This is a genomic window from Streptomyces sp. FIT100 (genome assembly GCF_024584805.1).
Lineage (GTDB): Bacteria > Actinomycetota > Actinomycetes > Streptomycetales > Streptomycetaceae > Streptomyces.
Genome location: NZ_CP075715.1, coordinates 6,943,011 through 6,964,575 on the forward strand (window position 1 = coordinate 6,943,011; position 21,565 = coordinate 6,964,575).

Annotated in this window: 14 protein-coding genes and 1 pseudogene; 9 read left to right on the forward strand and 6 right to left on the reverse strand. The window is 73.3% G+C overall.

What is annotated here, in order from left to right; genetic code table 11:
• Positions 1-232 precede the first annotated feature (232 nt).
• Entirely contained in the window at positions 233-1,123 is an 891-nt protein-coding gene (locus tag KK483_RS31025; RefSeq protein WP_262008527.1) for a LysR substrate-binding domain-containing protein, read from the reverse strand.
• Between the two features lie 320 nt (positions 1,124-1,443).
• Here KK483_RS31025 and KK483_RS31030 point away from each other — a divergent pair, with 320 nt between their 5' ends.
• On the forward strand, positions 1,444-2,544 hold the full coding sequence (locus KK483_RS31030; protein WP_262008528.1) for a bile acid:sodium symporter family protein: 1,101 nt from the start codon (positions 1,444-1,446) through the stop codon (positions 2,542-2,544).
• A 189-nt stretch (positions 2,545-2,733) separates the two neighbouring features.
• Positions 2,734-4,608, forward strand: a pseudogene (locus KK483_RS31035) (LamG-like jellyroll fold domain-containing protein).
• A gap of 250 nt (positions 4,609-4,858) precedes the next feature.
• Here KK483_RS31035 and fdhD read toward each other — a convergent pair.
• Genes fdhD through KK483_RS31060 form a run of 5 tightly spaced genes read right to left on the reverse strand, consistent with a single transcriptional unit; the run spans position 4,859 to position 11,271 of the window.
• Positions 4,859-5,698 carry a formate dehydrogenase accessory sulfurtransferase FdhD gene (fdhD, locus tag KK483_RS31040; protein WP_262008529.1) on the reverse strand — a complete coding sequence of 280 codons (840 nt, stop codon included), beginning with the start codon at positions 5,696-5,698 and terminating at the stop codon, positions 4,859-4,861.
• A gap of 4 nt (positions 5,699-5,702) precedes the next feature.
• Positions 5,703-6,563: a 2Fe-2S iron-sulfur cluster-binding protein gene (locus KK483_RS31045; RefSeq protein ID WP_262008530.1), complete on the reverse strand. Its 861-nt coding sequence runs from the start codon at positions 6,561-6,563 to the stop codon at positions 5,703-5,705.
• Positions 6,560-8,365 (reverse strand): NADH-ubiquinone oxidoreductase-F iron-sulfur binding region domain-containing protein, encoded by a 1,806-nt coding sequence (locus KK483_RS31050; protein WP_262008531.1) that lies wholly within the window; start codon positions 8,363-8,365, stop codon positions 6,560-6,562. Before KK483_RS31050 ends, KK483_RS31045 begins: the two co-directional genes overlap by 4 nt.
• Before the next feature lie 6 nt (positions 8,366-8,371).
• Entirely contained in the window at positions 8,372-10,303 is a 1,932-nt protein-coding gene (locus KK483_RS31055; protein WP_262008532.1) for a molybdopterin oxidoreductase family protein, read from the reverse strand.
• Complete coding sequence (locus KK483_RS31060; RefSeq protein ID WP_262008533.1) at positions 10,300-11,271, reverse strand: 2-dehydropantoate 2-reductase; 972 nt, start codon at positions 11,269-11,271, stop codon at positions 10,300-10,302. Before KK483_RS31060 ends, KK483_RS31055 begins: the two co-directional genes overlap by 4 nt.
• 197 nt (positions 11,272-11,468) lie before the next feature.
• Between KK483_RS31060 and KK483_RS31065 the strand changes: the two genes are divergently transcribed.
• The 7 genes from KK483_RS31065 to KK483_RS31095 all read left to right on the forward strand — a co-directional run bounded on the left by KK483_RS31065 (position 11,469) and on the right by KK483_RS31095 (position 21,466).
• A complete protein-coding gene (locus tag KK483_RS31065; RefSeq protein WP_262008534.1) occupies positions 11,469-11,855 on the forward strand; it encodes a VOC family protein in 387 nt (128 codons plus the stop codon).
• Between the two features lie 111 nt (positions 11,856-11,966).
• Positions 11,967-13,019, forward strand: a complete 1,053-nt coding sequence (locus tag KK483_RS31070) for a beta-ketoacyl-ACP synthase III (protein ID WP_262008536.1) — start codon at positions 11,967-11,969, stop codon at positions 13,017-13,019.
• Positions 13,020-13,073: 54 nt separating this feature from the next.
• The gene (locus KK483_RS31075; protein WP_262008537.1) at positions 13,074-13,748 is read left to right on the forward strand and encodes a GntR family transcriptional regulator; all 675 of its coding nucleotides are present in this window, start codon (positions 13,074-13,076) and stop codon (positions 13,746-13,748) included.
• 766 nt (positions 13,749-14,514) lie between these two features.
• Positions 14,515-17,109 carry a SpoIIE family protein phosphatase gene (locus KK483_RS31080; RefSeq protein WP_262008538.1) on the forward strand — a complete coding sequence of 865 codons (2,595 nt, stop codon included), beginning with the start codon at positions 14,515-14,517 and terminating at the stop codon, positions 17,107-17,109.
• A 417-nt stretch (positions 17,110-17,526) separates the two neighbouring features.
• A complete protein-coding gene (locus KK483_RS31085; protein WP_262008539.1) occupies positions 17,527-18,708 on the forward strand; it encodes an ROK family transcriptional regulator in 1,182 nt (393 codons plus the stop codon).
• A gap of 197 nt (positions 18,709-18,905) precedes the next feature.
• Positions 18,906-20,435, forward strand: coding sequence for a sugar ABC transporter ATP-binding protein (locus KK483_RS31090; protein WP_262008540.1), 1,530 nt, complete (start codon positions 18,906-18,908; stop codon positions 20,433-20,435).
• Positions 20,432-21,466 carry an ABC transporter permease gene (locus KK483_RS31095; protein ID WP_262008541.1) on the forward strand — a complete coding sequence of 345 codons (1,035 nt, stop codon included), beginning with the start codon at positions 20,432-20,434 and terminating at the stop codon, positions 21,464-21,466. Before KK483_RS31090 ends, KK483_RS31095 begins: the two co-directional genes overlap by 4 nt.
• The last annotated feature ends 99 nt before the right edge of the window (positions 21,467-21,565 follow it).

Genomic DNA, 21,565 nt, shown 5'->3' on the forward strand with positions numbered 1-21,565 from the left:
GCTCCTTGTGGCGCTCCGCACAGCGCCGGTGACGGTACCCCACCGCCCGTTCGGGCGGGAGGGCCTTCAACAACTCGGCACATTTCGCAACGGCGCTGGTCAGCCGCTCATATCCGGCCAACAGATGGGCGCGCGGGCGCAGTTCTGACTGAAGGGTAAGTGGCGTCCGGAGGAATCTGCACCGAATCTGTACGCGGCCGACACGTGCCGGGTGCCGCCCGCGGGCCGGCCTTCAGCGCGGGCCGGCCGCCGGACGGTGCAGCCGGTCGCCGCCCGCGAGGACCGCCGCGGCGAGCGCGTCCGCCGCCTCCTTGGTCCCCCGGGGAACGCCCGCCCGGTGGCCGTGGAGCAGGACGAAGTCCACATCCCCCAGCTCGGGAAGGCCCGCCCGCGGCGGAACGGGCGCGAGCCCCGGCGGGATCAGCCCGCGCGAGTGCGCCATGACACCGAGCCCCGCCCGCGCCGCCGCGACCAGCCCGCTGAGGCTCGCGCTCGTGCACACGATCCGCCAGGGGCGCCCGTGCGCCTCCAGGACCTCCAGCGCACGGGCGCGGGTGATCCCCGGCGGCGGGAAGACGATCAGCGGAACCGGCCGGTCGGGGTCGAGGCGCAGCTGAGGAGCGCCGATCCAGGCGAGGGTGTCGTGCCAGACCAGCTCGCCGTGGGTGCCGCCGGCGGGCCGCTTGGCCAGGACGAGGTCGAGCCGGCCGGCCGCCAGCTGCTCGTGGAGCGTGCCCGAGAGCTCCACCGTCAGCTCCAGGTCGACCTCGGGGTGATCGCGCCGGAACGACTCCAGGATCTCCGGCAGCCGGGTCAGGACGAAGTCCTCGGACGCGCCGAAGCGGAGCCTCCCGCGCAGCCGGGTCCCGGAGAAGAAGGCCGCCGCGCGCTCGTGCGCCTCCAGGATCGTCCGAGCGAACCCGAGCATCGCCTCACCGTCCTCGGTGAGCTCCACGCTGTGGGTGTCGCGTGTGAAGAGCTGCCGCCCGCCCGTCGCCTCCTCCAGCCGCCGCACATGCTGGCTGACCGTCGACTGCCGAACACCGAGCCGCCGGGCGGCCTGGGTGAAGCTGAGCGTCTGGGCGACCGCGAGGAACGTACGCAGCTGGGCGGGGTCGTACATGGCACCAGGCTAGGGGGCGTCCGGCGGATCATGCTGGGCTCGCGACGCCCTGCGACTCCGTCTCCCGCGTTGTCGTCGGTCACCGACTCCCCCGTAGCCCTCCGGGCACGGGAGGGGCCCCACCGCGTTGTCTCCCTCCTCCGCCTTGGATCCGAAGCCCCATGACGCCGCTCGCTGATCCAGCCTGATCCACTGGACACCCCCTAAACGCGCTCATCGCGAACCGTGATGACAGTGAGAGTGGTGTACGGGATTCCCGATCGCCCGGGGTGCGTGGACGATGGAGAGGGCACGATCCGAACCGAGAGCAAGTGGAGCACATGAGCCGCCTCACCCCCCTTCGACCGCCGTCCTGGCTCCCGCTCGACCCGTACATCCTGGCCCTGCTCGCCACCGTGCTCCTCGCCGCACTCCTCCCCGCCTCCGGCACGGCGGCGACGGTCGGCGGCGGAGCCGCCACAGGAGCGGTCGCCCTGCTCTTCTTCCTCTACGGGGCCCGGCTTTCGACCCGTGAGGCGCTGGACGGACTGCGGCACTGGCGGCTCCATCTGACCGTGCTGGCCGCGACCTTCGCGGTCTTCCCGCTCCTCGGGCTCGCCACGAAGGGGCTCGTGCCCTCGCTCCTCACACCGGCCCTTCACGGCGGTCTGCTCTTCCTGTGCCTCGTGCCGTCGACCATCCAGTCGTCGATCGCGTTCACGTCGATCGCCCGCGGCAACGTGCCGGCGGCCATCTGCGCCGGCTCCTTCTCCAGCATCGCCGGAATCGTCCTCACCCCGCTGCTGGCGGCGCTGCTCCTCCGGCAGAGTGCGGGCGGGTTCTCCGCCGACTCGCTGATCCGGATCGTGCTCCAGCTGCTCGTGCCCTTCCTGGCGGGCCAGCTGCTGCGCCGCTGGACCGCGCCGTTGCTGACCCGGCACAAGAAGCTGCTGGGATACGTGGACCGCGGCTCCATCCTGCTCGTCGTCTACACCGCGTTCAGCGAGGGCATGGTCGCCGGCGTCTGGCACCAGGTCACGCCCGCGCGGCTGGGGGCGCTGCTGGTCGTCGAGGCGGTGCTGCTCACGGTGATGCTCGCGGTGACGTGGTACGGGGCGAAGCGGTTCGGCTTCGGGCGGGCGGACCGGATCGCGATCCAGTTCGCCGGGTCGAAGAAGAGCCTGGCCGCGGGGCTGCCGATGGCGAGCGTGCTGTTCGGGGCGCAGGCGAGTCTGGCGGTGCTGCCGCTCATGCTCTTCCACCAGATGCAGTTGATGGTCTGCGCGGTCATCGCGAAGCGCCGCGCCGGCGATCCGGTGGACGAGCCCGTGCCGGAGCTCGTACCGGAGCCCGTGCCCGAGTCCGTGCCCGGGCGGGGGCCCGTGCCCGGGCGGGGGCCCCTCGCCCCGTCGGAACAGGAGTGCACGGCGGCGCCCCGCTGACACCGGCCGCCGACAGGGTCGCCGGGGTTCGGCCGCGGCGCACGGAGGCCGGCGCGTGGAGGCCCCCGCGACGTCGGTGGCGGCGTTCATCGAGACTTCCGCGGGGCGTTGCCCGGCCAGGGGCAAGGCGCGGACGGTGCCGCTCTAGCGTGCAGGCCGTCACACTCCACCACCGCCCGGAGACGCGCCATGCCCACCACCCCGCCTCCCGCCGGAAGACGTACCTTCCTCGCCGCCGCCGGCCTCACCGCGCTCACCGTCGGGGCCGCCGGAACCGCAGGTTCCGGGACCGCGGTCGCGGCGGGCCGGCCGGCCGGCCACAAGGCCCCCGCGTCCGGCTGGCACAGCGACCCCGACCGCCGCACGTTCACGATCGCCGTCATGCCCGACACGCAGTACCTCTTCGACGGCGCCAGCATCAACCCGGAGCCCGTCGAGGCCGCCCTGCGCCACCTCCTCGACCACGCCCACGACGAGAACATCGTCTTCCTCTCCCACCTCGGCGACCTCGTCGAGAACGCCAGGGCCGAGGAGTTCGCCCCGCTCAGCAAGGTGTTCGAGCTGCTCGACCGCCGCCGCGCCGGATACAGCGTCCTCGCCGGCAACCACGACATCGACTCCTCCAAGGACGACCAGCGCGGCCCCAGCGCCTACCTGGACGCCTTCAGTCCGCAGCGGGCCCGCAGGCTGCCCACCTTCGGCGGTGCGTCCCCCGACGGCTACAACACCTACCACCTGGTCCGCGCCGCCGGCCGCGACTGGCTGGTCCTCGCGCTCGACTGGCGGCTGTCGCCCGCCGGCTTCACCTGGGCGAACGAGGTGATCGCCCGGCACCCGAAGTGCCCGGTCATCCTCACCACCCACGAGATCCTGTACGCCGACGAGGCGAGCGCCGAGGCCCGGTTCTCCTCGTACGGCGAGCGGCTCTGGGACGAGCTCATCGCCCGCAACGACCAGATATTCCTCACGCTCAACGGCCACAACTGGCCCGCCGCCCGCACCACCCGCACGAACGACGCGGGCAACGACGTGCACCTGCACCTCACCAACTACCAGGACCGGTACTACGGCGGCAGCGCGATGATCCGCCTCTACCGCTTCGACCTCGACCGCAACACCATCGACGTCTCCACCCTCTCCCCGTGGCAGCTCGCCCGCGCCGCCCGCGGCGACGCCAACGCCCTGGAGCTCCAGGAGACCGAACTGACCGGCCCCGAGGACCGGTTCTCCGTCGCGATCGACTTCGAGGAGCGCTTCGCCGGCTTCGCGCCCGTACCGCCCCGGCTCGCCCGCCCCGCCTCCCGCATGCTGCTGCCCGGCACGGTCGCGTACTGGCGCTTCGACACGGGCACCGAGGACGGCGCACCCGTCGACGGCGGCCTGCGCGTCCGCGACCTCTCCGGCCACGGCAACGACCTGGTCCGCGCCGCCGTCCCCGGCAGCCCCGCCGACGCCCTGCGCTGGTCCGCCGAGCACCACCCCGACCAGCCCGGCCACGGCAGCCTCCGCTTCGACGCCGCCAAGTCCCCGCTGCGCGGTGCGTTCTTCCGTACGGTGCAGGGCGCGCCGCTCGACACCGCGACGTTCCCCTCCGGCTTCACCATCGAGGCGTTCTTCAAGCTCCCCGCCGACTGGAACGGTTCCCGCAACGCCTGGGCGGGGATCCTCAGCCGTCAGGGAACCGTCGGCGCGGCCGGCAAGACCGGCGACCCCGCGGAACCGGTCGTCACCCTCTCCGTCTCCGACGGCCACGGCCTCCAGTGGGCAGCGGCCCCCCTCAACCAGCCGGGCCTCGTGGGCAGCTGGGGCCATGAGCTCCCGCTCGACCGCTGGTGGCACGTCGCCGTCGTCAACGACGGCCGCCGCAGCACGCTGTACGTCGACGGCTGCCCCGTCGTGCGCAACGCGGAAGTCGCCGCCAACGGTCTGACGACCCTCGGACTGTCCTGGCTGTTCGGCGGATAGGAGTACGGCGGCACCCTCGACCAGCTCTTCCACGGCTGGATCGGCGACGTCCGCGTCACCGAGCGGGCCCTGCCCGTCGGCGCCTTCATGAACGCCTAGCCGGGCGTGAGATCGGTGCCGAGTGAGCCGAAGGGGCGCGTCACTGTCGAAAGGGAGACTGCGATCGATGTGCGGCTACCGCCGCGTGGGCAGAGGTCCCGAGGAACGAGGGACCGAGCACGATCGACCGTCGACAGGGACTGAAGCGCCCCGGTGGGGGTCCCCCCGGCCGAAGGCCAGGGGGAGAACCGAGGCTCGAAGAGACAAGGACCCGGCCGGCGCAGGGGGCGCTCCCCGCCGGCCGGGTCCGTCACACCCCCGTGTGAAGGGCGATGCGCTCCTCGCCCGCGTACACGTTCATGTCCGGACCGCGCAGGAAACCGACCAGCGTCAGCCCGGTCTCGGCGGCCAGGTCCACGGCGAGCGACGACGGCGCGGAGACCGCCGCCAGCACCGGCACCCCCGCCATCACCGCCTTCTGCGCCAGCTCGAACGAGGCCCGCCCGGACACCAGCAGGATCGCCCGCGACAGCGGCAGCAGACCCTCCCGCAGCGCCCGGCCGACCAGCTTGTCGACCGCGTTGTGGCGCCCCACGTCCTCGCGGACGTCGAGCGGCTCGCCGTCCTCCGTGAACAGCGCGGCGGCGTGCAGCCCCCCGGTCCGGTCGAAGACCCGCTGTGCCGCCCGCAGCCGGTCGGGGAGGCCGGACAGCAGCTCGGGCGCGACCCGGACCGGGGGAGTGTCGGCGATCGGATGGCGGGTGGTCGTGCGCACCGCGTCGAGACTGGCCTTGCCGCACAGACCGCACGACGACGTCGTGTAGACGTTGCGCTCCAGGGTGATGTCGGGGACCGGAACGCCGGGCGCGAGCTGGACGTCCACCACGTTGTACGTGTTCGACCCGTCGTCCTTTGCGCCCGCGCAGTACACGATCGACCGCACCTCGTCCGCCGAGCCGATCACGCCCTCGCTGACCAGGAACCCGGCCGCCAGCGCGAAATCGTCACCCGGCGTGCGCATGGTGATCGCCAGCGGCCGGCCGTTCAGCCGGATCTCCAGCGGCTCCTCCGCCACCAGCGTGTCCGGCCGGGCGGACACGGCCCCGTCCCTGACGCGGATGGTGCGGCGGCGCTCGGTGACCCGTCCCATGTGATCAGTCCCGGTTCTGTACGTGTGTGAAGCCGAAGCGGCCCTTGATGCAGAGGTTGCCGTGGGTCACCGGGTTGTCGTGCGGAGAGGTGACCTTGACGATCTCATTGTCCTGCACGTGCAGGGTCACGTTGCAGCCCACACCGCAGTACGCGCACACCGTCGTCGTCTCCGTCTGCGCCGACTCGTCCCAGGTGCCCGCCGCGCGCATGTCGAACTCCGACTTGAACGACAGCGCGCCCGTCGGGCACACCTCGATGCAGTTCCCGCAGTAGACGCAGGCCGACTCGGTGAGCGGGGCGCCGTGCTCGGTGGAGATACGGGCGTCGAAACCACGGCCCGCGACCGCGATCGCGAACGTGTTCTGCCACTGCTCACCGCACGCGTCCACGCACTTGTAGCAGAGGATGCACTTGCTGTAGTCCCGGACATAGAGCTCGTTGTCGACCCTCGGATCCTCCTCGACCCTGGCCGCGTCCTCGCCGAAGCGGCCGGGCTCCGCCCCGTACTCCTCGATCCACCCGGCGACACGCGGCGTGGTCGACATGTCGACCGAGGAGGCGAGCAGCTCCAGGACGAGCTTGCGGCTGTGCCGGGCGCGCTCGCTGTCGGTGCGGACGCTCATGCCCGGTTCGGCCAGGCGGGAGCAGGCCGGGGCGAGGGTCCGGGCGCCCTCGACCTCGACGACACACACCCGGCAGGCGTTCTTCGGGGTGAGCGTGTCGCCCTCGCACAGGGTCGGTATGTCCTTGCCCGCGGCCCGGCAGGCATCCAGGACGGTGGCGCCCTCCGGGGCGCGGACGGTCTCCCCGTCCAGGGTGAACTCGACCAGGCGGCGCGGAAGTCCGAGCGGGACGGTGGTCATGCGTAGGCTCCCAGACGGTCGATGGCGGATTCGACGGCGTTCCACGCGGTCTGCCCGAGACCGCAGATCGAGGCGTCCCGCATGGCACGGCCCACCTCGCGGAGCAGGGCGATGTCATCGGCGGCCGCGGCGCCGGTGCGCTCGGCGATCCGGCGCAGCGCCTCCTCCTGGCGGACCGTGCCCACCCGGCACGGCACGCACTGGCCGCAGGACTCGTCACGGAAGAACTCGGCGATCCGCAGCAGGACGCGGGGCAGCGCCACACTGTCGTCCAGGACGAGCACCACCCCGGAGCCGAGCGTCGTCCCCGCGGCGCGGGTCCCCTCGAAGGTGAGCGGGATGTCCAGCTCGTCGGGGCGTACGAAACCGCCCGCGGCGCCGCCGAGCAGGATCGCCCTCAGCCGCTCCGGCGGTCCGGCGAGGCCGAGGAGTTCGCCGAGCGTCGCACCGAACGGCAGCTCGTACACGCCGGGCCGCTCCACGCTGCCCGACACACAGAACAGCTTTGTCTCGGCGGCGGCGAAGGCCGCGGCGCCGCCCGTCAGGATCGGCAGGACATTGACGAGCGTCTCGACGTTGTTCGCGGCCGTCGGCTTGCCGAACAGGCCCTTCTCGACGGGGAAGGGCGGCTTGGAGCGCGGCTCGCCCCGACGCCCCTCGATCGAGTTGAACAGTGCCGTCTCCTCGCCGCAGATGTAGGCGCCCGCGCCGCGCCGTATCTCGATGTCGAAGGCGTACCCCTGCCCGAGGACGTCGTCGCCGAGCAGCCCGCGGGCGCGGGCCTGTCCGACGGCGTGCTCCAGCCGGTGCAGGGCGCGCGGGTACTCGCCGCGCAGATAGAGGTAGCCGCGGTGCGCGCCGACGGCGTACCCCGCGACGGTCATCGCCTCCACGAGGGCGTACGGATCGCCCTCCATGACCACCCGGTCCTTGAAGGTGCCCGGCTCCGACTCGTCGGCGTTGCACACGACGTAGTGCGGACCGTCCGGCTGCGCGGCCGTGGCCTGCCACTTGCGCCCCGTCGGGAACGCGGCTCCGCCCCGCCCGACCAGCCCGGCCTCGGTCACCTCCCTGATCACCCCGGCGGGTCCGAGCGCGAACGCCCGGCGCAGCGCGGCGTATCCGCCGTGCGCCCGGTACTCGTCCAGGCTGTACGGGTCGACGGCCCCGACCCGCCGCAGCAGCACAAGACCCTCCTCCCCGGCCTGCGGGACGGCGTGCGCGGCGCCGGGTTCGGCGGGCGCGTCGTGCGGGACGCGGGCGGCCTTCGCCACGGCCTCGGCGCGGGCAGGCGCGACGACGGCGTGGACCGGGGGCTCTCCCGCCCGTACCACCAGCGCCGCCGGGGCCCGTTCGCACAGGCCCAGACAGGGGCTCCGCTCGAACGGGACACCCGCCGCCTCCATCCCCGCGCACAGCCCCGCCGCGCCTCTCGCCCCGCACGCGAGGTCCGTGCAGACCTGGACGACCGTCGCGGGGCGCGGCCGCACCGAGAACATGGAGTAGAAGGTCGCGACCCCGTACGCCTCCGCGGGCGGCACGGTCAGCCGCCGGCACAGATAGGCCAGCGCCCCCTCGCTGATCCACCCCACCCGGTCGTTGACCGCGTGCAGCCCCGGCAGCAGCAGATCCCTCCGCTCACGCGCCGCGCGCCCGCCCCGCGCCCACCGCAGATCGGCGCTCGTGCGGTCGACGAAGCTGCCCGGGGCCGCTTCCCACGCGGACTCGGGCGGCCCGAGCAGCGCATCGACCGCCGCCCGCTCCTCGTCCGTCGGTTTGCTGTCGCCGAAACGCAGATCCACGGTTCCTCAGCTCCCCACTCGCTGCTTCTCGATCCGGATCGCCGACGCCTTGAACTCCGCCGTCCCCGCGATCGGGCAGTTCGCCTCGATCGTCAGCGCGTTGGTGTCCACCTCGTCGGGGAAGTGCATCGTCATGAAGGCGAGCCCGGGCCGCAGCCCGGTGTCCACCCACACCGGTGCCACCACCGCCCCGCGCCGCGACACCACCCGGACCTGCTCGCCGACGACGACGCCGTACCGCTCCGCGTCCTCCGGGCACAGCTCCACGTACTCCCCGCGGCGCAGCGGCGAGGCGAAACTCCCGCTCTGCACCCCGGTGTTGTACGAGTCGAGCCGCCGGCCCGTCGTCAGCCGGATCGGGAACTCCTCGTCGGTCAGGTCCACCGGCGGATCGTGCTCGACGAGCCCGAACGGCGCGCGCCGCCCGCGCGCCGCCTCGTCCGTCTCCCACAGCCGCGCGTGCAGGAAGCTCGACGGCAGCCGCTCCGTGTCGGGGCAGGGCCACTGCAGGCCCTGGTGCTCCTCCAGCCGGTCGTACGTCATCCCGGAGTGGTCGGGGGACAGGGCCCGCAGCTCGTTCCAGACCGCCTCGGCCCCGGTGAACTTCCAGTCGTGGCCGAGCCGCCCCGCCATGTCGCACAGGATGTCGATGTCCTCGCGCGCCTCGCCCGGCGGGGTGACCGCGGCCCTTACCCGCTGCACCCGCCGCTCGCTGTTGGTGGTCGTGCCGTCGGTCTCCGCCCACGCGGCGGTCGCCGGCAGCACGACGTCCGCCATCTCCGCGGTCCTGGTCAGGAAGATGTCCTGGACGACGAGATGGTCGAGGGCGGCCAGGCGGCGCATCGCCTGCTCGCTGTCGGCCTCCGACTGGGCGGGGTTCTCGCCGATGCAGTAGACGGCCCGCAGTCCGCCCGCCTCCATCGCCTCGAACATCTCGGTGAGCGTCATCCCGTACCTCGGCTGGATCACCGTGTCCCAGGCGGTCTCGAACTTCGCCCGGTGCCCCGGGTCGAGGATGTCCTGGAAGCCGGGCAGCCGGTTGGGGATGGCGCCCATGTCGCCGCCGCCCTGCACGTTGTTCTGGCCGCGCAGCGGCTGCACCCCGGAGCCGAAGCGGCCCACGTGCCCGGTGAGCAGCGACAGGTTGATGAGCGCGCGGACGTTGTCGGTGCCGTTGTGGTGCTCGGTGATGCCCAGCGTCCAGCACAGCTGGGCCCGTTCGGCGCGGGCGTAGGCGTGGGCGAGGTCGCGGATCGCCGCGGCCGGCACACCGGTGACCTTCTGGGCGGCGGTGAGCGTCCAGGGCTCCACGAGCGCGGCGTACTCCTCGAAGCCGCTCGTGGCGCGCTCCACGAAGGCGCGGTTGACCAGGCCCGCGTGGATGATCTCGCGGCCGATGGCGTGGGCGAGGGGGATGTCGGTGCCGACGTTGATGCCGAGCCAGCTCTCGGCCCACTCGGCGGTGGAGGTGCGGCGCGGGTCGACGGCGTACATCCGCGCCCCGCTCCGTATCCCGCGCAGCACGTGCTGGAAGAAGATCGGGTGCGCGAAGCGGGCGTTGGAGCCCCACATCACGATCAGATCGGTGTGCTCGACCTCCTCGTAGGAGGACGTGCCGCCGCCGGAGCCGAAGACGGCCGACAGGCCCGCGACGCTCGGCGCGTGGCAGGTGCGGTTGCACGAGTCGACGTTGTTGGTGCCCATCACGACGCGGGTGAACTTCTGCGCCACGTAGTTCATCTCGTTCGTGGCGCGGGCGCAGGAGAGCATCGCGAACGCGTCGGGCCCGTGGTCCTCGCGCGCCCGGCGGAAGCCCTCCGCGGCGCGGTCCAGGGCCTCGTCCCAGCTCGCCCTGCGCAGCGGCCCGTCCCTGCCGTCCCGTACGAGCGGATGGGTGAGCCGGGTGTAGTTCTGCTTCGTACGGTCTCGCTTCCTCACGCTGCGCTCCTCGTCGCCAGCAGATCCGAAATGGCCGCCACCGTGCGGAGCGTGGGCACCGGCACCCCGGTGGTCCCCGCGAGTTCCACCACGGCGGCGAGCAGTACGTCGAGCTCCAGGGGTTTGCCCTTCTCCAGGTCCTGGAGCGTGGAGGTGCGGTGGTCGCCCACCCGCTCGGCCCCGGCGAGGCGCCGCTCGACGGAGATGGCGGGGCGGCAGCCGAGCGCCGCGGCGACCTGGAGGGTCTCGGTCATCATCTGCTCGATGACCTCGCGGGTGGTGCGGTGCCGGCACATCTCGCGCATCGTCGCCCGGGTCAGCGCGCTGATCGGGTTGAAGGAGATGTTGCCGAGCAGCTTGATCCAGATGTCGTCGCGGAGTTCGGGCTCGACGGGGCACTTCAGGCCCCCGGCCCGCATGGCCTCGCTGAACTCCGAGCAGCGCGCGGACACGGAGCGGTCCGGCTCGCCGACCGAGAAGCGGGTGCCTTCGAGATGGCGGACGACGCCGGGCCCCGCCAGTTCGGTCGCCGCGTAGACCACGCAGCCGACGGCCCGCTCGGGCGGCAGGACGGCGCTGACCGTGCCGCCGGGGTCGACGCTCTCGATGCGCTGTCCGTCGTAGGGGCCGCCGTGGCGGTGGAAGTACCACCAGGGGATGCCGTTCTGGGCGGCGATGATCGTGGTGTGGTCCTCGAGGAGCGGCTCGACGAGCGGCCCGCACGCCGCGTACGAGTTGGCCTTCAGACCGAGGAAGACGTGGTCGACCGGGCCGACGTCGGCCGGCCGGTCGGTGGCGTTCACCCGCGCGGTGAAGTCGCCGCGCGGGCTGAGCACCCGGACGCCGTGCTGCCTCATGGCCGCCAGGTGGGGTCCACGGGCGATGAGATGGACGTCGGCACCGGCGCGGTCGAGCGCGGCTCCGACGTAGGCGCCGATCGCTCCGGCGCCGACGACTGCGACTTTCACGTGGGGCTCTCCGTCCGGTCGAGGGAACCGATAAACGGGGCTGAACGGGCTGAACCTGTCGACGATATATTGTCTACAGTATGGATTTGCCGTCGACAAGGCGTATGGCAGCGTGGAGCAGGAGAGCGCCTCGACAGCCCGCCGGCAGCGCGTCAGAGCCCGCCGGCGACCAGCCGACCGACCGACGGGAGCCAGTGATGGCCGGCGAGATCTCCTTCTTCGAACTGGGCGTGGACGACGCGCAGAAGGCCCGCACCTTCTACGGCGGACTCTTCGGCTGGACCTTCGAGCCCGTCCCGCCGGGCAGCGGCTTCTCGATCACCACCCCGACCGTCCCCGGCGGAGTCCACGGCGCCGACGCCGAGGCGAGCCCGTACCTCTTCTTCAAGGTCGACGACCTCGACGCCGCGCTCGCCCGGGTCGTCGCCCTCGGCGGCGCGGTCGAGCCGGGCCCCGGCGGCGCCGACGAGGACCCCGGCACCGTCGCGCGCTTCGGGCGCTTCCGCTTCTGCCGCGACGACCAGGGCTCGCCCTTCGGCCTCCACCAGCCGCCGGCCACCGCGGACGACAGGGGCGACAGGTAGGAGCCTCCAAGAGGGAGGGGGGATTCCTGTCGGTTCACCTGCCCTCGTACCGGTGGGTCGCTGACGAGACTGGGAGGCTCCTGACGTCGACAACTACGGGGGTCCCCGGGTATGACCGGCACACGCACCGGCACCGGCACGCGCACTGGCGCCGGCACGCGCACCGGCACGCGCACTGGCGCCGGCACGCGCACCGGCACGCGCACTGGCGCCGGCACGCGCACCGGCACACGCATCACCGGGCTCGGGCACTACCAGCCCGCCAAGGTGCTCACCAACGGCGACCTGGCGGCCGTGGTCGACACCAGCGACGAATGGATCACCAGCCGTGTCGGCATCAGGACCCGGCACATCGCCGGCCCCGACGAGCCGGTGGACGAACTGGCCGCCCACGCCGCCGCCAAGGCGCTTGCCGCGGCAGGACTCGCGCCCGCCGACATCGACCTCGTCCTGGTCGCCACCTCCACCGCGGTGGACCGCTCCCCGAACACGGCCGCACGCGTCGCCGCCCGGCTCGGCATGGCCTCGCCCGCGACCATGGACCTCAACGTCGTCTGCGCCGGCTTCACCCACGCCCTCGCCACCGCCGACCACGCCGTGCGCGCCGGGTCGGCCGTGCGCGCCCTGGTGATCGGCGCCGACAAGATGTCCGAGATCACCGACTGGACCGACCGCACCACCTGCGTTCTCGTCGGGGACGGCGCGGGCGCCGCCGTCGTCGAGGCATGCGAGGAGCGGGACTCGGGCATCGGACCGGTGCTGTGGGGATCGCTCCCGCAGATGGGCCACGCGGTGCGGATCGAGGGGATGCCTCCGCGCTTCGCGCAGGAGGGCCAGAGCGTCTACCGCTGGGCCACCACACAGCTCCCGCCGATCGCCCGGGCGGTGTGCGAACGGGCCGGGATCGCCCCCGAGGAACTCGCCGCCGTCGTTCTGCACCAGGCGAACCTGCGGATCATCGAGCCCGTCGCCGAGCGCATCGGCGCGGTCAACGCGGTGGTCGCCCGCGATGTCGTCGAGTCCGGCAACACCTCCGCCGCCTCGATCCCGATGGCCCTGGCCAAGCTGGTGGAGCGCGGCGAGGTCGCCTCCGGCGCGCCGGCGCTGCTCTTCGGCTTCGGCGGCAATCTCTCCTACGCGGGTCAGGTGGTTCACTGCCCCTGAGGGGATTGTGCTCGGTAGACTGTAGACGATAGCCAATCGTCCGGAGGGGGCGCGATGTTGTCCGCAGGGCTGCCGCAAGGATCCGTGCCCAGGCTGGAACGCCCGGGGCCTCTGCGCGAGCGTGTGTACGAGGCGCTGCTCGAGCTCATCACCACCCGGGCGCTGCGGCCCGGGCAGCATCTGGTCGAGAGCGAGCTCGCCGGCCACCTCGGGGTCTCCCGGCAGCCCGTGCGGGAAGCGCTGCAGCGGCTCAACACCGAGGGCTGGGTCGATCTGCGCCCCGCCCAGGGCGCGTTCGTCCACGAACCGACCGAGGAGGAGGCCGACCAGCTTCTCTCGGTCCGTACGCTCCTGGAGGCCGAGGCCGCCCGGCTGGCCGCGGCGAACTCCGGCTCGGCGGGCATCACGGCGCTCGAAGAGCTCTGCGCGCAGGGCGAGCAGGCCGTCGCCGACGACGACGTCGACCGCGCGGTCGCCACGAACGCCGCCTTCCACGCCAAGGTGATGGAGCTCGCAGGCAACCTCGTCCTGGCCGAGCTGGCGGGCCAGGTCGACCGGCGGGTGCGCTGGTACTACACCCCGGTCGCCCGGCAGCGCGGGAAGCAGTCGTGGATCGAGCACCGCCAGCTCATCGCGGCGATCTCGGCCCGGGACGAGCAGCGGGCGACGGAGATCATGCGCGCGCACACCGAGCACACGCGCAGGACGTACCACCAGCGCGAGAACTGACCGAAGGGGTTCCGCCCCGGCCCGGCGCCGTAAGGGTGCCGGGCGGGAACGCGGGGTCCCGTGTCCCCTGTCCCGGCCGCCGTCCAGGCGCCGTTCGCCGGGACGGCCCCTTCGAGCCCTGCCCTTCAGCCGCGCCGGACGGGCCGACGCCTCGGCCGTCGTTCGCCCGGGCGACTCCCCCGGGGGAGCCCTGAGGCTCCCGCGCCCCGCGCCTCGGAGACCCGAGGGGCCGGCGGACCAGGCCGCCGCCGGGCCTTGCCGGCAAGCGGCCGCGCCGAATGCGGGTTCCCACCCAGGACTTGCACGCAGCATGCGCAGAGAGGACGGGCCGGGACAGGCCGCGGAGTCCCGAATCACGGCCTCCCGCGGCGACGGGGCGCGGTCAGCCGTCCGGTGACCACGACCGGGCCCTGCGGGCCCGGGAGCTGCTCCCGGTCGTCGGGTCGCCGACGCTCCGTACGGACTCCCGCTCCGCCGCCTTGCGAGGGCACGTACCGGACACCACCCGGCCCGCCCTCCGGGCGGGCGACGCCGCTTCGAAGACACTCCCCGGTGTCGGCCCGCGGCCGGCTCCGCCCAGGGGGAACGGCGTGGGGGCAGCTCCAAGCGCGCGCTCCGGGGGGAGTGTGCCAGGGCGTCGCAGGGCGGACGGGACCTCGACGACACGACCCGCGGCCGCGGTCGCGCGCGCAGGGCGCGCCGGGGGCCCGGGGCGAGCCGCGGGCCGGAGGTGCGCCGCGGGCCGCCGCGGGCGCATCCTTTCCTTGTGACCTGGTACGGCGCGGCCAGGCCCGGCCCGTCACGCCACAGCGGGCCACAGCACAGGACGAGCGACAGCCCTGTCCGCACCCCGGACGAGCTCGGCCTTGCGCTCGCCGAGGCCGCGGTCGAGGCGACCGGCGCGGTCGGCGGCTACGCCGGCGGGGTGTACCTGCGCTCGGAGACACAAGGGCTGCTCCGGCTCGCCGTGCTCGTCGGGCTCCCCGGCGAGCTGATGCACCCGTGGTGGCGGATGCATGTGAACCGGCCCTTCCCCGTCGCCGAGGCATTCCGCTCCGGCCGGAGCATCCACCTCGCCGACGCCGAGGAGGCCATGCGCCGCTTCCCGCAGCTCATGGCCGGACTGCCGTTCCCGTTCGGCTCGATGTACGCGCCGGTCACGGGCGGGCGGGAACGGTACGGAGTCCTCGCGGTGCTGCGCCCCGCGACCACCGGGCAGCCGGTCGGCGAGCCGGACCGCCGCAGGCTCGACCAGGTGGCCGAACGGCTCGGCACCGCACTCGCCGGCATCGACAGCGCCGGCACGCCCATCCGGTGGAGCGACGAGCCCATCGTCGCCCGCGCCCCCGACACCACCCGGCGCACCGCCCGCATCGGCCGCTTCGAATGGGATCTCGGCAGCGGCGCCCTGACCGCGGACGACGGCCTGTGCGACATCATCGGCGCCGACCCGGAACACTTCCCCCGCACTATCGAGGCGCTCGCGGCGGCCGTCGCACCCGAGGACGTCTACCAGCTCTGGGCGGTCGCCCACGAGGCCGGCCCCGACGGTACGCCCGTCAGCCGCAGACTGCGGCTGCGGCGCCCCGACGGGACCACGTGCCTGGTGGAGTTCACGGGCCGGACCGTCCACGCACCTCCCGGGGGCGCCGGTGAACGAGGCGCCGGTGAACGAGGCACCGGCCCCTTGGGCGGCAGCCGGCTGACCGGCCTGCTCGTGGAACTCGGCGCCGGGGCCGCCGGCGGCGAGGCGGGCGACCGGCTGCCCGAAGGGCTGTTCTCCCTCGACAGGGCCGGACGCATCGCCTACGTCAACCGCAGCGCCCGGAAACTCCTCGGCGGCACCGGCGACGAACTGGCCGGACGGGTCCTGTGGGAGGCCGTCCCCTGGCTCGACCGGCCCGCGTACGGGGACTACTACCGCGCGGCGCTGCTGTCGGACGAGCCCCTCCAGTTCCAGGCCCGCCGCTCGGAGGGCGACTGGGTGTCCGTCACCTTCTACCCGGGACACCACGGCGCGACCTGCCGGCTCTCCGCCCTGGAACGGCCCGCCTACGAGCCGGGGTCCATGAGCCGACCGGGCGCAGGCATCGGACAGTTCGCCTCCCCCGCCGACCGCGCCAGCGCCCTCTACCGCCCGGTCGCACTGGCCATCGCCCTGACCGAGGCCGTCACCGCGCGCCAGGTGTCCGCCGTCGTCACCGAGGAACTGCTGCCCGCCTTCGGCGGCCGCCAGCTGGCCATCTACATCCTCCACGAGCAGCATCTCTACCTCGCCTGGGAGACCGGCTTCCCGACCGGCTTCCTCGAACCCTTCGACGGAGTCGGACTCGACGCCCGGCTGCCCGGCGTCGAAACCCTCACCACCGGCCGCCCGATCTTCTTCGAGTCCATGGAGCAGCTCGCCGGCGCCTACCCCGGCATCCCGCTCGACGCCTCCATCGGCGCCCGCGCCTTCCTCCCGCTCATCGCCTCCGGCCGCCCGGTCGGCTCCTGCATCCTCGGCTTCGACCAGCCACGGGGCTTCGCCCCCGAGGAGCGCACCGTCCTCACCGCGCTCGCCGGACTCATCGCCCAGGCCCTCGCGCGCGCCCAGCGCTACGACACCGAGGCGGCCCTCGCCCGCGGCCTCCAGGACGCCCTGCTGCCGAGGCGCCTGCCCGCGCTGGAGAACGTGGAGACCGTCGCCCGCTATCTGCCCGGCACCCAGGGCATGGACGTCGGCGGCGACTGGTACGACGTCATCGAGACCGGCAGCCGTATCGCCCTCGTGATCGGCGACGTCCAGGGCCACGGCGTCTCCGCCGCCGCCACTATGGGCCAACTGCGCAGCGCCGTAAGGGCATTCGCCCTCGCCGGACGGGAGCCCGACGAGGTGATCAAGGGCACCAACCGGCTGCTCATCGACCTCGACCCGGGCCAGTTCGCCACCTGCTGCTACGTCCGCCTCGACCCGGCGACCGGCGCCGCCCAGGCCGTACGCGCCGGGCATCCGCAGCCCCTGCTGCGCAGGCCGGACGGCACCACCGAGACGCTCGACCTGCCCGGCGGCGTCGTCCTGGGCGTCGACTCGGACGAGACGTACCCGGTCAGTGAGTTGACCGTCGAGCCGGGGGCCGTGCTCGCCCTGTTCACCGACGGGCTGATCGAACGGCCCGGCGCCGACATGGACGAGGGCGTCGAGCGGCTGCGCACCACCCTGGCCCGGGCCGGAGGCACGACCATCGCCGACGCCGCCGACCGGCTCATCCGCGAGGCCCGGCAGGTCGTCGACCGCCCCGACGACATCGCCCTGCTGCTCACCGCGCACTGGAGCAGCACCGACACCGAGCGGACCCTGGGCGGCCCGCCCCGCGACTGAGCGCATGCGCGCGGCGCTGCGGCCCCGCCCCGGAGATCCCGGCGGGCCCGAGTAGCACCGCCGCGCGCCCGGCTCCGGCCCCGGTCCTGACCCCGCCCCTGGCCCCGTCAGCGGCCGGGGACGGGCTGTCTGAAGTACGCGGCCCGGCCGGCGGCACGGCCGACAGGCCCGGAACGCGGCCCCGTCGTGCGTCGGGCGACGGCCCGCCGTCAGCACCACGACCGGTCCAACGGCGCCGTGCCCCCAGGGCTTTGTCCTCGGGGTGGAAAAAGTCGTAGTGGATTCATGCTCAACTTCTTCCCCCTCCGGGCAAGCGCTGCTACGTTCCCCTCGAAAGCCAGACGGAGCAGGCCGGCCGGCAACGGCCGGGGGATCCCCGTGCCGAAGGCCAGGGGAGGGGAGGGGTGCGTGAGACGTATGACGGCTCGACCCGCCAACGCGCATCAGGCGCGGCTGCTGCGGCTGCTCCGCGACGGCGGGCCCAACTCCAGGGCCCAGCTGGGGGATCAGGTCGATCTCTCGCGCTCCAAGCTCGCCGTCGAGGTCGACCGGCTGCTGGAGACCGGACTCGTCGTCGCCGACGGCCTCGCCGCATCCCGCGGTGGCCGGCGCTCGCACAACATCCGGCTCGCCCCCGGCCTCCGCTTCCTCGGCGTCGACATCGGCGCCACCTCCGTCGACGTAGCCGTCACCAATGCCGAACTGGAAGTGCTCGGCCACCTCAACCACCCGATGGACGTCCGCGAAGGGCCGGTCGCCGTCTTCGAGCAGGTCCTCGCGATGGCCGCCAAACTCAAGGCGTCCGGACTCGCCGAGGGCTTCGACGGCGCGGGCATCGGCGTGCCGGGGCCCGTGCGCTTCCCCGAGGGCATCCCCGTCGCACCGCCGATCATGCCCGGCTGGGACGGCTTCCCCGTCCGCGAGGCGCTCAGCCAGGAACTGGGCTGCCCCGTCATGGTCGACAACGACGTGAACCTGATGGCGATGGGGGAGCAGCACGCCGGAGTCGCCCGCTCCGTCGGCGACTTCCTCTGCGTCAAGATCGGCACGGGCATCGGCTGCGGCATCGTCGTCGGCGGGGAGGTCTACCGCGGCACGACCGGCAGCGCCGGCGACATCGGCCACATCCAGGTCGAGGCCGACGGACGCGCCTGCGCCTGCGGCAACAAGGGCTGCCTGGAGGCCCACTTCAGCGGCGCCGCGCTCGCCCGCGACGCCGAGGAGGCGGCCCGCACGGGACAGTCGCCCGAGCTCGCCGACCGGCTGGAGACGGCGGGGAAGCTCACCGCCGTCGACGTCGCGGCCGCCGCGGCGGCCGGGGACGCCACGTCCCTGGAGCTCATCCGCGAGGGCGGCAACCGTGTCGGCCAGGTCATCGCCGGACTCGTCAGCTTCTTCAACCCCGGCCTCGTCGTGATCGGCGGCGGCGTCACCGGACTCGGCCACACCCTGCTCGCCAGCGTCCGCACCCAGGTCTACCGGCAGTCACTGCCGCTGGCCACCGGCAACCTCCCGATCGTGCTGGGCGAACTGGGCCCCACCGCCGGAGTGATCGGCGCGGCCCGCCTCATCAGCGACCACCTGTTCTCACCCGCGTAACGGGTCACGGGCAGCCGCTCCCCGGGAGGGGAACGGGCGGGCACGCCCTGCCACCGGCCCGAACCCGGCAGCACCACCGGCACCACGGCACCAGCGGTACCACGGCACCACCCGCCCGAAGCCCGGCAGCACCACCGGCACCACGGCACCACCCGAAACGGCACGCGCAGCACCCGCACCCGCCGAGGGGACCCGTCATGGCACCAGCACCACCACCCGCACCGCCGCTCCTCACCATGTCCGGCATCACCAAGTCCTTCCCCGGTGTCCGTGCCCTCGACGGCGTCGACCTGGACGTCCAGGCCGGCGAGGTCCACTGCCTCCTCGGCCAGAACGGCGCCGGAAAGTCCACCCTCATCAAGGTGCTCGCCGGCGCCCACCAGCCCGACGACGGCGAGATCACCTGGCGCGGCGAGCCCGTCTCGCTCAGGTCCCCCATCGCCGCCATGCGCCTGGGCATCGCCACCATCTACCAGGAACTCGACCTGGTCGAGGGCCTGTCCGTCGCCGAGAACGTCTTCCTCGGCCATGAACCCACCACCGCCGGGTTCGTCGTACGCGGCCGCGAGGCCCGCCGGGAGGCCGGCGCCCTGCTGCGCCGCCTCGGCCACCCCGAGATCGACCCGGCCCGCCAGGTCGGCGAACTCTCCGCCGCCCAGCAGCAGATCGTCTCGATGGCCCGCGCGCTCTCCCACGACGTGCGCCTCATCGTGATGGACGAGCCCTCCGCCGCCCTCGACCCCGACGAGACCGACAACCTCTTCCGCATCGTCGCCCAGCTCACCGCCGACGGAGTCGCCGTCGTCTACATCTCCCACCGCCTGGAGGAGATCCGGCGCATCGGCGACCGCGTCACCGTCCTCAAGGACGGCCGGGCCGTCGCGGGCGGGCTGCCCGCGGAGTCCACGCCCACCCGTGACATCGTTGCCCTGATGACCGGCCGCAACGTCGAGTACGTCTTCCCCGGCCGGCCCGCCACCGCCCCCGACGGCGCCCCCGTGCTGCGCGTCGAAGGACTGGCCCGCGACGGCGAGTTCGCCCCCGTCGATCTCGAACTGCGCCCCGGCGAGATCGTCGGACTCGCCGGACTGGTCGGCTCCGGACGCTCCGAGATCCTGGAGACCATCTACGGGGCAAGGAAGCCCACCGCCGGCCGGGTCACCGTCGACGGACGCCCCCTCAAACCCGGCAGCGTCCGCTCCGCCGTCCGCGCCGGACTCGGCCTCGCCCCCGAGGAACGCAAGGCCCAGGGCCTGCTGATGCTGGAGTCCGTCACCCGCAATGTGTCGGTCTCCTCGCTCTCCCGCTTCTCGCGCGGCGGCTGGCTCGACCGCGGCGAGGAGCGCAGGGCCGCACAGCGCTCCACCCGGGAGCTGTCCCTGCGCCCCGACAACCCCGACGCCCGGATCCGCACCCTGTCCGGCGGCAACCAGCAAAAGGCCGTACTCGCCCGCTGGCTGCTCCGCGGCTGCCGGGTCCTGCTGCTCGACGAGCCCACCCGCGGCGTCGACGTCGGCGCCCGCGCCGAGCTCTACGCGGTGATCCGGCGGCTCGCCGACGACGGACTCGCCGTCCTGCTCGTCTCCAGCGAGGTCCCCGAAGTGCTGGGCCTCGCCGACCGGGTGCTCGTCCTGCGCGAAGGCCGCGTCGTCCACACGGCGCCCGCGGCCCAGCTGGACGAGCACCGCGTACTCGACCTCGTCATGGAAGGGAGCCCGAGCTCATGACGCAGCCCGCCTCCGAGGCCCCGCAGGCACCGCCGCCGCCCGTGGCCAAGCCCACCGCCGACCGGGGCGGCCGGCGTCCGGCGGTCGGACTGCGCGCCGATGTGCGCAATCTGTCCCTGCTCGGCGTCCTGGCCGTCCTGATCGCCGTCGGCGGCATCACCAAGCCCGACACCTTCCTGGACACCTCCAACCTCCAGCTGGTGCTCACCCAGGCGTCCGTCATCGGTGTCGTCACCGTCGGCATGACCTTCGTCATCACCAGCGGCGGCATCGACCTGTCCGTCGGCGCGATCGTCGCCCTCGCCTCCGTATGGGCGACGACCGTCGCCACCCAGGAGTACGGCTTCGCCGGCATCCTCTTCACCGCGGTCATCGTCGGTCTGGGCTGCGGACTGGTCAACGGACTGCTCATCGCCTACGGCGGCATGGTGCCGTTCATCGCGACCCTCGCCATGCTCGCATCGGCCCGCGGACTCGCCCTGCAGATCACCGACGGCAGGACCCAGATCGTCACCGTGACGTCGGTGCTCGACCTCGGCGTGCCCGACTCCTACATCCTCGGCGTCCCGCCGCTGGTCCTGGTCTTCGCCGCGGTCACGATCGTCGGCTGGCTGGTCCTGAACCGCACGACGTTCGGCCGCCGCACCGTCGCCGTCGGCGGCAACGCCGAAGCCGCCCGCCTCGCCGGCATCGACGTACGCCGCCAGCGGCTCTACCTCTACCTGCTCTCCGGGCTGTGCTGCGGAATCGCCGCATTCCTGCTGATCATCCTGTCCGGCTCCGGCCAGAACACCAACGGCAACCTCTACGAACTCGACGCCATCGCCGCGGCGATCATCGGCGGCACCCTGCTCAGCGGCGGCCGCGGCACCATCGTCGGCTCCGTGCTCGGCGTCCTCGTCTTCACCACCATCACCAACATCTTCGCCCTCAACAATCTGGAGAGCGCCGTCCAGCAGATCGCCAAGGGAGCGATCATCGTGGCCGCCGTCCTGGTCCAGCGCAGCACCCTGCGCAACGGCGAGACGTGACAGCCGGGCCCGCCCGCCTGTCCCGCACCTCACGCCTCGCCACCGTCCACCCCCCTCACCCCCGCACCCGCCCCGCACGCCCGATCGCACCCTGTCCCG